A 13,534-nucleotide genomic window follows, 5' to 3' on the forward strand; every position below is an offset into this window, starting at 1 on the left:
CCGCATTGCCGGCCCGCTGTCGAGAGGGCTCAGGGCTTCTCGAAAGCCACGCTGATATCGAGTTCGACCTCGTCGCTGACAAAGGGAATGCCGTAATTGACCCCGAAGTCCGAGCGCTTGATGCTGGTCTCGGCCTCGAAGCCGATGGTCGCCTTCTTGTTGAAGGGATTGGTGCCCGCGCCGGTGAACTCGGCCACGAAGGTGACGGGCTTGGTGACGCCGTTGAGCGTGAGGTCGCCGGTGATCACCGCCGTCATTCCTTCGGCCTTGACCGAAGTGGAAACGAAGCGCGCCGGGGCAGGCGCCGGGCCGAAGAAATCGGGCGCCGCGCCCTCCTTGCCGGGGCGCAGCAGGTGTTCGGTCAGCCCCTTGCTGGCGGTGGTGACGCTGGCGATGGGGATGGTGACATCGACCTTGGCGGCATCGGGATTGGCCGGATCGATCGTGAGCGTGCCGGCAACATCGCCGAAGAGGCCGTAATAGTCGTTGAAGCCGAAGTGGTTGACCTCGAAGGCGATGAGCGAATGGGCCGGGTCGGCGGTGTAGGTTCCGGCAACCACGCGCGCCGGATCAGGCGCGCCGGGAAGCTCAGGCGCGCCTTGCGCGGTGAGCGCCGGGGCAAAGGCCGCGGTCCCGGCAACGAGCGCGAGTGCGGCGGCGGCAATGGCGTAAGAGCGGTGCATCGGCAAAGGCCCTCCTTCCTGGTGCACCGCTCCAATCCTCAAGCCCGCACCCGCGTTCCCCGGACTGTCCCCAAGCGCGGCGCTGCCCGCCTCAGTTCTTCTCCTTGTCCACCAGCTTGTTGGCGGCGATCCACGGCATCATCGCGCGCAGCCGGGCGCCGGTCTGCTCGATCGGATGGGCCGCGGCGGCCTTGCGCGCGGCCTTGAGTTCGGGCTGGCCGGCGCGGTTGTCGAGCACGAAGTTCTTGACGAAGCGGCCCGACTGGATGTCGGCGAGCACGCGTTTCATCTCGGCCTTGGTCTCGGCGGTGATGATGCGCGGGCCCGTGGTGATGTCGCCATATTCGGCGGTGTTCGAGATGGAATAACGCATATTGGCGATGCCGCCTTCATAAAGCAGATCGACGATCAGCTTGGTTTCATGCAGGCACTCGAAATAGGCCATTTCGGGGGCATAGCCGGCCTCGACCAGGGTCTCGAAACCCGCCTGGATGAGGTGGGTGATCCCGCCGCACAGCACCGCCTGTTCGCCGAACAGGTCGGTCTCGCACTCCTCGCGGAAATTGGTCTCGATGATGCCGCTGCGCCCACCGCCCACGGCGCTGGCATAGGCAAGCGCGATATCATGCGCCGCGCCGCTCGCATCCTGGTGCACGGCGATGAGGCAGGGCACCCCGCCGCCCTTGACATATTCGCTGCGCACCGTGTGGCCCGGGCCCTTGGGCGCGATCATGATGACGTCGATATCGGACGGAGGCTCGATCAGGCCGAAATGGATGTTGAGCCCGTGGGCAAAGGCGAGCGCGCTGCCCGGCTTCATGTGGCCCTTGAGGTCATTCTCCCAGATCGCCGCCTGATGCTCGTCGGGCGCGAGGATCATCAGGATATCGGCCCACTGCGCCGCGGCGGTGTTGGAGAGCACCTTGAACCCGGCGCTTTCAGCCTTCTTCGCGGTGGCCGAGCCTTCGCGCAGCGCGATCGCGACTTCGGCCACGCCCGAATCGCGCAGGTTCTGGGCATGGGCATGGCCCTGGCTGCCATAGCCGAGGATCGCGATCTTCTTGGGCCTGATGAGGTTGAGATCGGCGTCGGCGTCGTAATAGACTTTCATCACTTGTCTCTCTTGTGGTTTGAATTATCGGGGATTGTTCAGATACCCTGCGCCCCGCGCATCATCCCGACGATGCCGGTGCGCCCGACCTCGACGAGGCCCAGCTCGCGCATCAGGGCGATGAAGCTGTCCACCTTGTCGGGTGGGCCGGTGATCTCGAAGATGAAGCTCTCGGTGGTGGTATCGACCGGCCGGGCGCGGAAGATATCGGCAAGGCGCAGCGCCTCGACCCGCTTCTCGCCCACCCCGGCCACCTTGATGAGCGCCAGTTCGCGCTCGACATGCGGGCCTGCGGTGGTGAGATCGATCACCTTGTGCACCGGCACCAGCCTCTCGAGCTGCGCCTCGATCTGGTCGATCACCTGCGGCGGGCCATTGGTGACGATGGTGATGCGGCTGACCGCGTGATCCTCGGTGATGTCGGCCACCGTGAGGCTGTCGATATTGTAGCCGCGCGCGGTGAACAGCCCGGTGATCTTGGCCAGGATCCCCGGCTCGTTGTCCACCATCACGGTGAGCACGTGCCGCTCGGAGGGGCTTTCGGCAATCTTCATCGGCATGGGGCGTTCCTAGACCAGCGCCTTGGCTTCATCGTCCATGGTGCCGCCCATCGCATCGCCATAGAGCAGCATGTCGGTATGCGCCGCGCCCGAGGGGATCATCGGCAGGCAATTGGCATCGGGCGCGACGAGGCAATCGACCATCACCGGGCCGGGATGATCGAGCATCCGCATGATGCCATCGTCAAGCTCGCGCTCCTCGTGGATGCGGATGCCCTTCCAGCCATAGGCCTCGGCCAGTTTCACGAAATCGGGGAGGCTGTCGGAATAGGAATTGGAATAGCGGCTCTCGTAGGTCAGCTCCTGCCACTGGCGCACCATCCCCATGTATTCGTTGTTGAGGATGAAGACCTTGACCGGCAGGCGATATTGCGAGGCGGTGCCCAGTTCCTGGATGTTCATCTGGATGCTGGCTTCGCCGGCAATGTCGATCACCAGTGCGTGCGGGTGGCCCAGCTGCGCGCCGATCGCGGCGGGCAGGCCATAGCCCATGGTGCCCAGACCGCCGCTGGTGAGCCACCGGTTCGGCTCCTCGAAGCCGAAATATTGCGCCGCCCACATCTGGTGTTGGCCCACCTCGGTGGTGATGATCGGATTGCGCGCCCGGGTGAGGGCATAGAGCCGCTCGACCGCGCGTTGCGGCATGATCATGCCCGGGTTTTTGGCGCTGCGTTCGGGATAGGCGAGGCACTCGCGCGCGCGCCAGCCGGCGATCCGCGCCTTCCATTCGCCGAGGTTGCGCGCCGTGCGCGTGCCCCAGGCGGCGATCAGCTGTTCGAGCACCGTGGCGCAATCACCCACGATCCCCAGATCGACCGCCACGGTCTTGTTGATCGAGGAGCGGTCGATATCGATGTGGATCTTCTTCGAACCCGGCGAAAAGGCATCGAGCCTGCCCGTCACCCGGTCATCGAAACGCGCGCCGATGCACACCATCACGTCGCACTGGTTCATCGCCATGTTGGCTTCATAGGTGCCGTGCATCCCCAGCATCCCGAGCCAGTCCGGATGGCTCGCCGGAAAGGCGCCAAGCCCCATCAGGGTCGAGGTCACCGGCGCGCTGGTCAGATCCTGGAACCGGCGCAGCAGCGCGCTTGCCGCGGGGCCGGAATTGATCACCCCGCCGCCGGTGTAGAGGATCGGGCGCTCGGCCGCGGCGATCATCTCCACCGCCTCGAGGATCTGCTCGGGCGGCGCCACCATCTGCGGGGCATAGCGGTGGGTGCCGGCACGCACCACCGCGCGGCGCTCTGAAGGCACGGCGATCTGGACGTTCTTGGGAATGTCGATCACCACCGGGCCGGGCCGACCGGTGGTGGCGATGCGAAAGGCCTCCTTGATCGTGGCGGCCAGATCGGCCGGGTCCTTCACCAAATAATTGTGCTTGGTGCAGTGGCGGGTGATGCCGATGGTATCGGCTTCCTGGAAGGCATCGGTGCCGATCAGCGTGGTTGGCACCTGCCCGGTGATCACCACCAGCGGGATCGAATCCATCCAGGCATCGGCGATCCCGGTGATGGCATTGGTCGCCCCCGGGCCCGAGGTGACCAGCACCACCCCCGGCTTGCCGGTGGCGCGGGCATAGCCCTCGGCGGCGTGGGCCGCGCCGGCCTCGTGGCGCACGAGGATGTGGCGGATGCGCTCATCGCCAAAAAGTTCGTCATAGATCGGCAGCACCGCGCCCCCGGGATAGCCGAAGACATATTCCACCCCCTGTTCGATCAGGCATTGCACCAGGATCGCCGCCCCGCTGAGCGCGGGGGCGCCGTTGGTGGGCGGGGCATGGTCCGGCTGGCCGGGCACGGGATCACTCCATCATTGGCCCGCACCCTGCGAAGGCACGGGGGGAAGGGCAGGCGGGCATCGCACCAAGGCGCAAGGCCCATAACAAGCAAACCGGCCCGATGCAGGCAGAAGTGCACCGGGCCGCGTGAGGGGCGCGCTAGAGGTTACAATCTGACAAGTCAAGAACTAATCGCGCAATAAAGATGCAAAATGAGCCTCAATGTCGATATTTTCATATCCCTCGCCGATCGCGGCGCGCGGCCAATCGGCAGGCGGCTGGCGCCGGAACCAGGTCAGCTGGCGCTTGGCATAGTTGCGCGTTGCCTGGCTGGCGGCGGCGACCATCGCCTCATGGGTGATCTCGCCGGCAAGATATGCGGCGATCTCGGGGACGCCGATCGCGCGCATCACCGGCAGTGCCGGATCGAGCCCACGGGCAAGCAGCGCCTCGACCTCGGCGATCGCGCCACCTTCGAGCATCGCGGCAAAGCGCGCATCGCAGCGGCGGTAGAGCCAGGTGCGCTCGGGTTCGATGATGAGCGGGTGGAGCGCCACGTCCTCGGCAATCCCGCCCGATCTGGCCTGCTGCCAATCGGCAAGGGTCACTCCGGTTGACCGCTTGACCTCGAGCGCGCGGGCGATGCGCTGGCGATCGCCCGGATCGAGCAGGGCAGCCCGCTCGGGATCCTCGAGCTGGAGCAGGCGCCAGGCCTCGCCTTCGGGCAGGCTGCGCACCATGGCGCGCACCTCGGGATCGATCGCCGGGATCGGCGCGATCCCTTCGAGCAGCACCTTGAGATAGAGCCCGGTGCCGCCCACCAGGATCGGCACCGCCCCGCCGGCATGGGCCGCGGCGATCTCCGCGCGCGCCCGCGCCGCCCAGGCCGCGGCCGAGCACGCCTCGGCCCCGTCCCAGGCGCCGAACAGGCGGTGCGGCACGCCCTGCATCTCGGCCTTGCTCGGCCGGGCCGAAAGCACGGCCAGATCGGCATAGACCTGGGCGCTGTCGGCATTGATCACCACCGCGTGGCGGCCTTGCTCTGCCAACCGCAGCGCGAGCGCCACCGCAAGCGCGCTCTTGCCGCTGGCGGTCGGCCCTGCAATGAGCGCGACCGGCTGCAATGGAGAAGACAGGATGCTCATCGCCCGGCTGATAGCAGAGACGCAGGCAAGTGAAACACGTCTCGATGCGCTGGCCGCGGCGCTCGCCGGGGCGGGGATGGCGCTTGCCGGAAAGCGCCGCCTCGCCGCGCTGCCCGAGGTGATCGAGCTTGAGCTTGCGGCAGGCGATCCGGGACAGGTGCTGGCGGTGATCGATGCGGTGTTCGGCCCGGTCGATGTGCTGGTGAGCGCGGCGCCGATCCGCCTGCCGAAGGTCTTCGTCTCCGACATGGATTCGACCATGATCGGGCAGGAATGCATCGACGAGCTTGCCGATTATGCCGGCATCAAGCAGCAGATCGCCGCGATCACCGAGCGCGCGATGCTCGGCGAGCTTGATTTTGCCGCGGCGCTGCGCGCGCGCGTGGCGCTGCTCGCTGGCCTCGATGAGGCGGTGATCGCCACCTGCCTGGCCGAGCGCATCACCCTTACCCCCGGCGCGCGCACGCTGGTGGCAACCCTGGGGGCGCTGGGCACGCGCAGCGTGCTGGTGACCGGGGGCTTTCATCACTTCGCCGATCCCTTGGCCGAGCGCCTCGGGTTTGACCGGGTGGTGGCCAACCGGCTCGAGGTGGCCGGCGGGCGGCTCACCGGCGGGCTGGTCGGCCCGATCACCGACAGCCAGGTCAAGGCCGCAGCGCTGCTCGAGGAGATGGCCGCTGCCGGCCCCGATGCGCTCAGCCTTGCCACCGGCGATGGCGCCAATGATATCCCGATGATCGAGGCGGCGACCTACGGCTTTGCCTATCGCGCCAAGCCTCGCGCCCGCGCCGCGGCCAATGGCAGGATCGAGACTGCCGATCTCACCGCGGTGCTGCGCCTGCTCGGCATTGCACGGGCGGACTGGCGCGCGGATTGATGCCAAACCCCGCGCTGCCGGCCCGGGAAGCCTACCGGCCCGATATCCAGGGCCTGCGTGCCATCGCGGTGGTGGCGGTGCTGCTGTTCCACCTCGAGCTTGCCGCCTTTGGCGGCGGCTTTGTCGGGGTGGACGTGTTCTATGTGATCTCGGGCTACCTCATCGGCGGCATCGTGCTGCGCGATCACGAGGCCGGGCGCTTCACCTATGCCGCCTTCCTTGCCCGCCGGGTGCGCCGGCTGGTGCCGGCGTTGCTGGTGGTGCTGGTGGCGAGCACGCTCGCCGCGGCATTGCTGCTGCTTCCGGCCGAGCTTGCCGCCTATGGCAAGAGCCTCATCGCCGCGCTGGTGTTTGCTGCCAACATCCATTTCCACCGCGGGCAGTTCGAATATGGCGAGAGCGGCGATGTGCCGCTGCTGCACCTGTGGACCCTCGGGGTCGAATGGCAGTTCTACCTGCTGCTGCCGCTGCTGCTTCTCGGCCTGATGCGCTGGCGCAGGGTGGGGCTGTGGCTTGGGCTTGTGGGTGTGGCCCTGCTTTCGGCCGCGGCCTCGCTCGCCTTCCCGCAGGCGAGTTTCTACCTGCTGCCGGCGCGGGTCTGGGAGTTTGTCGCCGGGGTGCTGTGCGTCATTACCCCGCTGCCGGGCCTGCGCTTTCGGGCCTTGCGCGAGGCCCTGGCGCTTGCCGGTCTGGGGCTGATCGCGGCGGCGGTGGGCCTCTTTGACACCGCCGATCCCTTTCCCGGCTGGCGCGCGCTGGTCCCTTGCGCGGGCGCGGCGGCGATCATCCTTGCCGGGCGGGCCGGGCCGACGCTGGTGGGCCGGGCGCTGTCCCTGCCGCTAGCCACCTATCTCGGACGCATCTCCTATGCGCTTTACCTGTGGCACTGGCCGGTGATCGTGTTCCTGGTGCTGGGCCTGCCGGCACCGCGGCTCGATGCGCCGCTGCAGGTCGCAGCGAGCCTGATCGCGCTGGGGCTGGCAGCGCTCACCACCCACTTCGTCGAGGAACCGGCGCGGCGGCCGGGCCTGCCCTTCCGCCGCCTCGCGCTTTATTGCGGCGGGGCGGCGCTGGCGCTGGGGCTGGCGGGCGCAAGCATGATTGCAAGCGGCGGCTGGCCCGGGCGCTTCGATGCGCGCGTGCGCGCGCTGGCGGGCGCGCTCGACTATCCGATCGATCCGGTCTTCCGTTCGGGCCAGTGCTTCATCCACCACCGCAGCCAGCGGCTCGACGAGGCCGCCTGCCTGCTCCCCAGCGATGGCCGCCGCCAGGTGCTGGTGCTGGGGGACAGCCACGCGGCGATGCTGGTGCCGGGCCTCAAGGCCGCCTTTCCGGATAGCGCGATAAGCCAGATCACCGCCGGCGGCTGCCGTCCGGTGACGGGCGCCAGGGCCGAGCGCTATTTCTTCTGCCACCGCCTGATCGACGAGGCCTATGCCCGCCGCATCGGGCCTGGGCGCTATGATCTGGTGGTGCTGGCGGGCTATTGGGAGGAAGGCGATCTAAGCGCGCTCGATGCCAGCCTCGCGCGCCTTGCCGAGCGCGGGCAGAAGGCGCTGGTGGTGGGGCCTTTCCCGGCCTTCGAGAAGTTCGTGCCGCGCCTGCTCGCGCTCGGCGCGGCGCGCGGCGATCCGCGCCTGCCCGATGGCTTCCTGAAACCCGATCGGCGCGCGCTCGATCAAGCGATGGCAAGGATCGCCCGGCGCCGCGGGGCGGCCTATTTCTCGCCGCTCGATGCGCTGTGCGCGCCGCATTGCCGCTATCTTGGAACGAGCGGCTATCCGCTCATCATCGATGATGCCCACCTCACCGCCGAGGGCAGCCGGATCGTCGCCGAGGCGATCCGCGCCGCGGGCGTGATGAAGTGATCGCTCGCGGCGGCAGAGGCGCGCTGGCGGGGATTGCGACGGGCGCGCCGATGATCTATTTACACTCTTGTTAATATCCCTGCCGATAAGCTTGGCGCACGGGAATCGCAGGCGAGAATGGACATGAGCACAACGAGAGGTGACTACACGCAGAAATTTGCCGCTGACGGCACGGTGCTGCTCCATCCCGAGCGGCCCCCGGCGCGCTATCGCCCGTTTCGCGCCATCAACAATTTCCGCAAGCTCATCAAGGACAAGGAGAACACCGCGCTGGTGTTCAAGATCTTCGAATCGCTCCCTTCGCGCGATTTTCTCCCGCGGGTGGAGCGCCTTGCCCTGTCGGAGAAGGGTGAGGAGCTGCGCGCGAAGGAGCCTTTCCTGCCCGAAATCCTCGATGATCACGCCGCGCTGCGCCGCACCCCCAAGGGCAGCCTTGCCCATGCCTACTGTGATTTCATGGAGGCTGAAGGGCTTTCGGCGGCTGGCCTCGTGGCCGAATATGAGCGCGCCGGGCGTCCGCGCTATCCCGATCTTGTCGAATGGTTCATCAACCGCTCGCGCGACACCCACGATCTGTTCCACGTGCTCACCGGCTATGGCCGCGATGCGCTGGGCGAACAATGCGTGCTGCTGTTCACCCATGGCCAGGCGCCGAGCCAGGGGCACCTCTTGATCGGTTATGCCGGGGCGGCCAATATCCGCAAGAAGGTGCAGGGCAGCAAGGCGCCGGTGTTCGGCGCGGTGCGCGAGGCCCATCGCACCGGCAAGGGCGCCCCGCCGCTGATCGAGCAATCGATCCGCGATCTGTTGCCGCGCCCGATCGAGGAGGTGCGCGCCGCGCTGCGCATCCCCGAGCCGCGGCTCTATCGCGAATGCCACCGCATCTGGCGGGCCGAGGGGATCGATCCCTATGACCTGCTCGCCGCGCGCCAGCCGGCCGCGCCGGAACTGCTGGCCGTCTGAGGGAACACGCGCCATGGCCGTGACCGATCTGCCGCTGGTTGCCCCCGAACGCCGGATCTCGCGCATCCGCCCGCTCAAGGCGCTGCATCACTTCGGCAAGCTGGTCGAAAACAAGGAGGACACCGAGCAGGTCTTCCACATCATCGAGGCGACCAAGGGCAAGGCCAGCCACCGCATTGCCTGGGATTTCCTGCGCTCGCCCGAGGGCCGGCGGATGATGGCCGAGGATTGCGATCTGCCGGCGATGCTCGATGATCACGCGCGCTGGGCCGATTGCGGGCCCAATACGGTTGCGGCGCATTACATCGCCTTCATGAAGCGCGAAGGCCTCTCGGCAGCGGGCCTGGTGGCCGAAAGCCACAAGTGGGCGCCGCCCGAAAGCCTGCCGAAAGACCAGACCCAGTGGTATTTCGATCGCCTGCGCGACACCCACGATCTGTTCCACGTGCTCACCGGCTATGGCCGTGACGCACTGGGCGAGGCCTGCTTGCTCGGCTTCACCTACGAGCAGAACCTGAACAAGGGCCTGTTGTTCATCGCCTATGCCGGCGCGCGGCAGATCAAGAAGGTGACCGGCACCAAGGCCCCGCTCTATGCCGCGATCAAGGAAGGCCGGCGGTTGGGTCGCGCCGCCAGGCGCATTGCGCACCAGGACATTGCCGCCCTGATGCGCGAGGATATCGAGGCTGCCCGCGCCCGGCTCGGGATCGGCAAGCCGGAGATCTACCACCAGTGCCTTGCCATCCTCGAGGGCGAGGGCAAGGCGCGCGAGCAACTGACCTTGGGCGGGGCGGGGGCGCAGGCGGCCTGAGGCGCGCTCAGCGCTCCATCCACTCGGCAAAGAAGCGCTCATGCGCGGCGCGCAAACGCGCCAGCGACACGCCGAGGACGGCATCGCCGCCGACCGTGCCGATGCGCTGGAAGCCGATCTGCGCGGTCTCGTCATTGCGCGTGCCCTTGGCGAGCGCGCGGTTGAGCGCTTCGGGATCGGGCACGGTGACAAGATAGCGCCCCTGATCCTCGCCGAACCACCATTGCGCCGGCGTGTAGGCGGGGTTGCCGCGCACATCGACTTCGGCCCCGAGATTGCCCGCCAGCGCCATTTCCGCCAGCGCCACGGCAAGCCCGCCGTCGGAAAGGTCGTGCACCGCGTTGACAAGGCCATCGGCGATCAGCTCGTGGATGATCTGCCCGGCGGCGCGCTCGATCACCAGATCGGTGGGCGGGGTGCGCCCGGCTTCCATCCCCTTGACCACCCGCAGCCACAGCGAACGGCCAAGGTGCGAACGGGTGGGATCGGGCCTCGCCCAATATTCCGGCCCGACGAGATAGATGGCATCGCCCGCCTGCTTGAAATGCATGGTCATCATCCGGGCGCTGTCGGCGATGAGGCCGACCCCGCCGATCGCCGGGGTGGGCAGGATGGCGCTGCCGCCGCCGGTGGCCTTGCTCTCGTTGTAGAGGCTGACATTGCCCGAGACGATCGGGAAATCGAGCGCACGGCAGGCATCGGCCATGCCTTCGAGCGCATGGACGAGCTGGGCCATGATCTCGGGCCGCTGGGGATTGGCGAAATTGAGGCAATTGGTCACCGCCAGCGGCTTGGCGCCCACCGCGATGAGGTTGCGGTAGGCCTCGGCAATCGCCTGCTTGCCCCCCTCGTAGGGATCGGCAAAGACATAGCGCGGGGTGCAATCGGTGGTGATCGCCAGCGCCTTGTTCGTGCCATGCACGCGCACCACCCCGGCATCGCCCCCGGTCTGGAGCGTATCGCCGCCGACCTGCGAATCATATTGCTCGGCGATCCAGCGGCGCGAGGCAAGATCGGGCGAGGCCATCAAGGTGATAAGGTCAGCGGCCACGTCATCGCTCTGCGGCACTTCGCCCAGCGGCTTGACGCCCGCCCAGGCGGCATATTCCTCCTTGGAGAGATAGGGCCGGTCATAGAGCGGGGCTTGATCGGCGAGCGGGGCAAGCGGGATGTCGCACACCACCTCGCCGTTCCATTCGAGCACCATGCGCCCGGTATCGGTGACCTCGCCGATCACCGCGAAATCGAGCTCCCACTTCCTGAAGATCGCCTCGGCCTCTGCCTCGCGGCCGGGCTTCAAGACCATCAGCATGCGCTCCTGGCTTTCGGAGAGCATCATCTCGTAAGGGGTCATGCCTTCTTCGCGGCAGGGCACCTTGTTCATGTCGAGCCGGATGCCGGCGCCGCCCTTGGAGGCCATCTCGACGCTCGAGGAGGTAAGGCCCGCCGCGCCCATGTCTTGAATCGCCACGATCGCATCGGTCGCCATCAATTCGAGGCAGGCCTCGATCAGCAGCTTTTCGGTGAAGGGATCGCCGACCTGCACGGTGGGGCGCTTGGCCTCGGCATCCTCGCCGAAATCGGCGCTCGCCATGGTCGCGCCGTGGATGCCATCGCGCCCGGTCTTGGAGCCGACATAGACGATCGGATTGCCCACCCCGGTGGCGGCCGAATAGAAGATCTTGTCGGCATCGGCGATGCCCACGGTCATGGCGTTCACCAGGATATTGCCGTCATAGGCGGGGTGGAAATTGGTCTCGCCCGCGATCGTGGGCACGCCCACGCAATTGCCATAGCCGCCGATCCCCGCGACCACGCCTTCAACCAGATGCTTCATGCGGGGGTGTTCCGGGCGACCAAAGCGCAGCGCATTGGCATTGGCAACAGGGCGCGCGCCCATGGTAAAGACATCGCGCAGGATGCCGCCCACGCCCGTCGCCGCGCCCTGATAGGGCTCGATATAGGAGGGGTGGTTGTGGCTCTCCATCTTGAAGATCGCGGCCTGGCCATCGCCGATATCGATCACGCCCGCATTCTCGCCCGGGCCGCAGATCACCCAAGGGGCCTCGGTCGGCAGCTTCTTCAGGTGGATGCGCGAGGACTTGTAGGAGCAATGCTCCGACCACATCACCGAGAAGATCCCCAGTTCCACCAGATTGGGCGCACGCCCCAGCGCCTTGAGGACGCGGGCATATTCCTCTTGGGTCAGGCCGTGCTGTTCGACGATCTCGGGGGTGATGGTGGTCATGAAAGGCGTGCTCCTTGCGCGCGCCCCCTAGATCACCGCGCCGACAAGGCCAAGCCGCCGCGTTGGCGCGGCCAGCGATTCTTGCCCACCCAGGCGGCAAGCGCGCTCAGCACGGCAAAGGCAAGGAGCGCCTGGAGATAGAGCAATGCCCCGGCTTCGGCCGGGTGGGGCGCAAACCAGTTGACCAGCTGAAACAGCAGCATCACCCCGGCCAGCACCAGCGGCGGCCCGGCCGGGCCGCGGGTGCGCTTGAGATAGTGGCCAAGCGCGAGCGCGGTGAGGGCGAGTTCGAGCGGCATCGCCGCCCATGGATGGTTCCACAGGCCAAGGCCAAGCTTCGGCGGCGCGCCGGCGAGCGTCAGATCGGGCACATGAACGATGAAGTCGAGCAGCCAGTGCGAGGCCACCACCAGCCCGGCGAGCAGCCCGGCAAGCCAGCTGCGCTGGTGCAGCGCCACCACCAGCAGGAACGCTGCCGCCCATATCGCCGTGCCGGCAAGGCTGTGGGTATAGGGCATGTGATAAAGATCGAAGGGCACCATCACGCTTGCCCCGGGGTCGATCCGCATCCTTTCAACCCCGATCAGCGCGAGCGTGAAGAAGCCCCAATCGACCAGCTGTGCCGCCACGAACATGGTGCCCAGGCGCGGCCGCTCGGGGATCGCGGCGGCGGCGATGAAGGCCGGGGCGAAGTGGCCGATGAACATCTCACGCCGCGGGCGCTGCCGGGGCAAGGCGCAGCACCGCCCAGGTCGCCGCGGTGCTCGCCGCGCCGGTGACGAAGGCGCCCCAGAGGATATCGAGCACGCTCACATGGGTGGCCCACACCTTCATCACCGCCTGCGAGGTGAGGTCGAAGGTGGCATAGCACAGGGCGCCCAGGAGAATGCCGTTGAGCATCGCCGCCTGGAGCGTGCCCGCCTCGATCCCGGGGCGCACCGCAAACCAGCAGATCCCGGCGATGTAGATGAGATAGAAGGCCGCCGCCGCGCCGAAATTGACCTCGCTCGCCATGATCTCCCCGATCACCGGCTTGTAGAGATTGACCGAGGCCCAGCGCAGCCACAGCGCATCGAGCGCGAGAAAGGAGGCGGCGGCAACGCCATAGGCGATGATCCATTTGAGCATGGCGGGTGCTGGTTCCCCAAATCGGTGGCTGGCTTTGTCACCGCCAGCCTTGACCGCACCGCTGCGCCCCGTCAATGCTCCGCGCCATGGACGAGGGCACCCCAGCACCGGCCGATGCGCCGGAGATCGCGCAGATGAGCTTTGAAGAGGCGCTCGCCGCGCTCGAGCGGATCGTGCAGCAGCTCGAACGCGGGGACGTGCCGCTCGACCAGTCGATCAGCCTCTATGAACGCGGCGAGGCGCTGCGCGCGGCCTGCCAGCAGCGGCTCGATGCCGCCCAGGCGCGGATCGAGCGGATCGTCACCGCCGCCGATGGCCGCGCCGCTGCCACCCTCCCCTTCGACGCGGAAAGCTAGG

At 67.4% G+C, this 13,534-nt stretch carries 13 protein-coding genes; 5 read left to right on the top strand and 8 right to left on the bottom strand.

From position 1 onward, the window contains the following. Positions 1 to 29 precede the first annotated feature (29 nt). The 5 genes from G524_RS0100305 to miaA form a co-directional block, all read right to left on the bottom strand. Positions 30 to 683: a YceI family protein gene (locus G524_RS0100305; RefSeq protein WP_027441910.1), complete on the bottom strand. Its 654-nt coding sequence runs from the start codon at positions 681 to 683 to the stop codon at positions 30 to 32. A 91-nt stretch (positions 684 to 774) separates the two neighbouring features. After that, positions 775 to 1,794 (bottom strand): ketol-acid reductoisomerase, encoded by a 1,020-nt coding sequence (gene ilvC, locus G524_RS0100310; protein ID WP_027441911.1) that lies wholly within the window; start codon positions 1,792 to 1,794, stop codon positions 775 to 777. Between the two features lie 38 nt (positions 1,795 to 1,832). Then, positions 1,833 to 2,348, bottom strand: a complete 516-nt coding sequence (ilvN, locus tag G524_RS0100315; protein WP_036857014.1) for an acetolactate synthase small subunit — start codon at positions 2,346 to 2,348, stop codon at positions 1,833 to 1,835. A gap of 15 nt (positions 2,349 to 2,363) precedes the next feature. Next, positions 2,364 to 4,157, bottom strand: coding sequence for a biosynthetic-type acetolactate synthase large subunit (gene ilvB / locus G524_RS0100320; protein WP_051220787.1), 1,794 nt, complete (start codon positions 4,155 to 4,157; stop codon positions 2,364 to 2,366). A gap of 168 nt (positions 4,158 to 4,325) precedes the next feature. Further along, positions 4,326 to 5,282, bottom strand: a complete 957-nt coding sequence (miaA, locus tag G524_RS0100325; RefSeq protein ID WP_027442354.1) for a tRNA (adenosine(37)-N6)-dimethylallyltransferase MiaA — start codon at positions 5,280 to 5,282, stop codon at positions 4,326 to 4,328. Here miaA and serB point away from each other — a divergent pair. The 4 genes from serB (at position 5,275) to G524_RS0100345 (ending at position 9,801) form a co-directional block, all read left to right on the top strand. Continuing rightward, complete coding sequence (gene serB / locus G524_RS0100330) at positions 5,275 to 6,159, top strand: phosphoserine phosphatase SerB (RefSeq protein ID WP_027441914.1); 885 nt, start codon at positions 5,275 to 5,277, stop codon at positions 6,157 to 6,159. The genes miaA and serB overlap by 8 nt on opposite strands. Next, entirely contained in the window at positions 6,159 to 8,027 is a 1,869-nt protein-coding gene (locus G524_RS14515) for an acyltransferase family protein (protein ID WP_051220788.1), read from the top strand. The genes serB and G524_RS14515 overlap by 1 nt, the downstream gene beginning before the upstream one ends. A gap of 117 nt (positions 8,028 to 8,144) precedes the next feature. Next, entirely contained in the window at positions 8,145 to 8,990 is an 846-nt protein-coding gene (locus G524_RS0100340) for a Coq4 family protein (RefSeq protein ID WP_027441915.1), read from the top strand. A gap of 13 nt (positions 8,991 to 9,003) precedes the next feature. Beyond that, a complete protein-coding gene (locus G524_RS0100345; protein WP_027441916.1) occupies positions 9,004 to 9,801 on the top strand; it encodes a Coq4 family protein in 798 nt (265 codons plus the stop codon). A 7-nt stretch (positions 9,802 to 9,808) separates the two neighbouring features. Here the strand turns inward: G524_RS0100345 and purL are convergent, their stop codons facing one another. From purL to G524_RS0100360, 3 genes are read right to left on the bottom strand one after another with little or no spacing between them, the layout of a single operon-like run. Continuing rightward, positions 9,809 to 12,049, bottom strand: coding sequence for a phosphoribosylformylglycinamidine synthase subunit PurL (gene purL / locus G524_RS0100350; protein ID WP_027441917.1), 2,241 nt, complete (start codon positions 12,047 to 12,049; stop codon positions 9,809 to 9,811). Positions 12,050 to 12,081: 32 nt separating this feature from the next. Next, positions 12,082 to 12,756: a hypothetical protein gene (locus tag G524_RS0100355; RefSeq protein WP_027441918.1), complete on the bottom strand. Its 675-nt coding sequence runs from the start codon at positions 12,754 to 12,756 to the stop codon at positions 12,082 to 12,084. A gap of 1 nt (position 12,757) precedes the next feature. Continuing rightward, on the bottom strand, positions 12,758 to 13,177 hold the full coding sequence (locus G524_RS0100360) for a DUF2177 family protein (RefSeq protein WP_027441919.1): 420 nt from the start codon (positions 13,175 to 13,177) through the stop codon (positions 12,758 to 12,760). An 86-nt stretch (positions 13,178 to 13,263) separates the two neighbouring features. On the opposite strand from G524_RS0100360, the gene G524_RS0100365 reads away from it, so the two are divergent. Beyond that, positions 13,264 to 13,533, top strand: coding sequence for an exodeoxyribonuclease VII small subunit (locus G524_RS0100365; protein ID WP_027441920.1), 270 nt, complete (start codon positions 13,264 to 13,266; stop codon positions 13,531 to 13,533). The last annotated feature ends 1 nt before the right edge of the window (position 13,534 follow it).

Source organism: Erythrobacter cryptus DSM 12079 (assembly GCF_000422985.1).
GTDB lineage: Bacteria > Pseudomonadota > Alphaproteobacteria > Sphingomonadales > Sphingomonadaceae > Erythrobacter > Erythrobacter cryptus.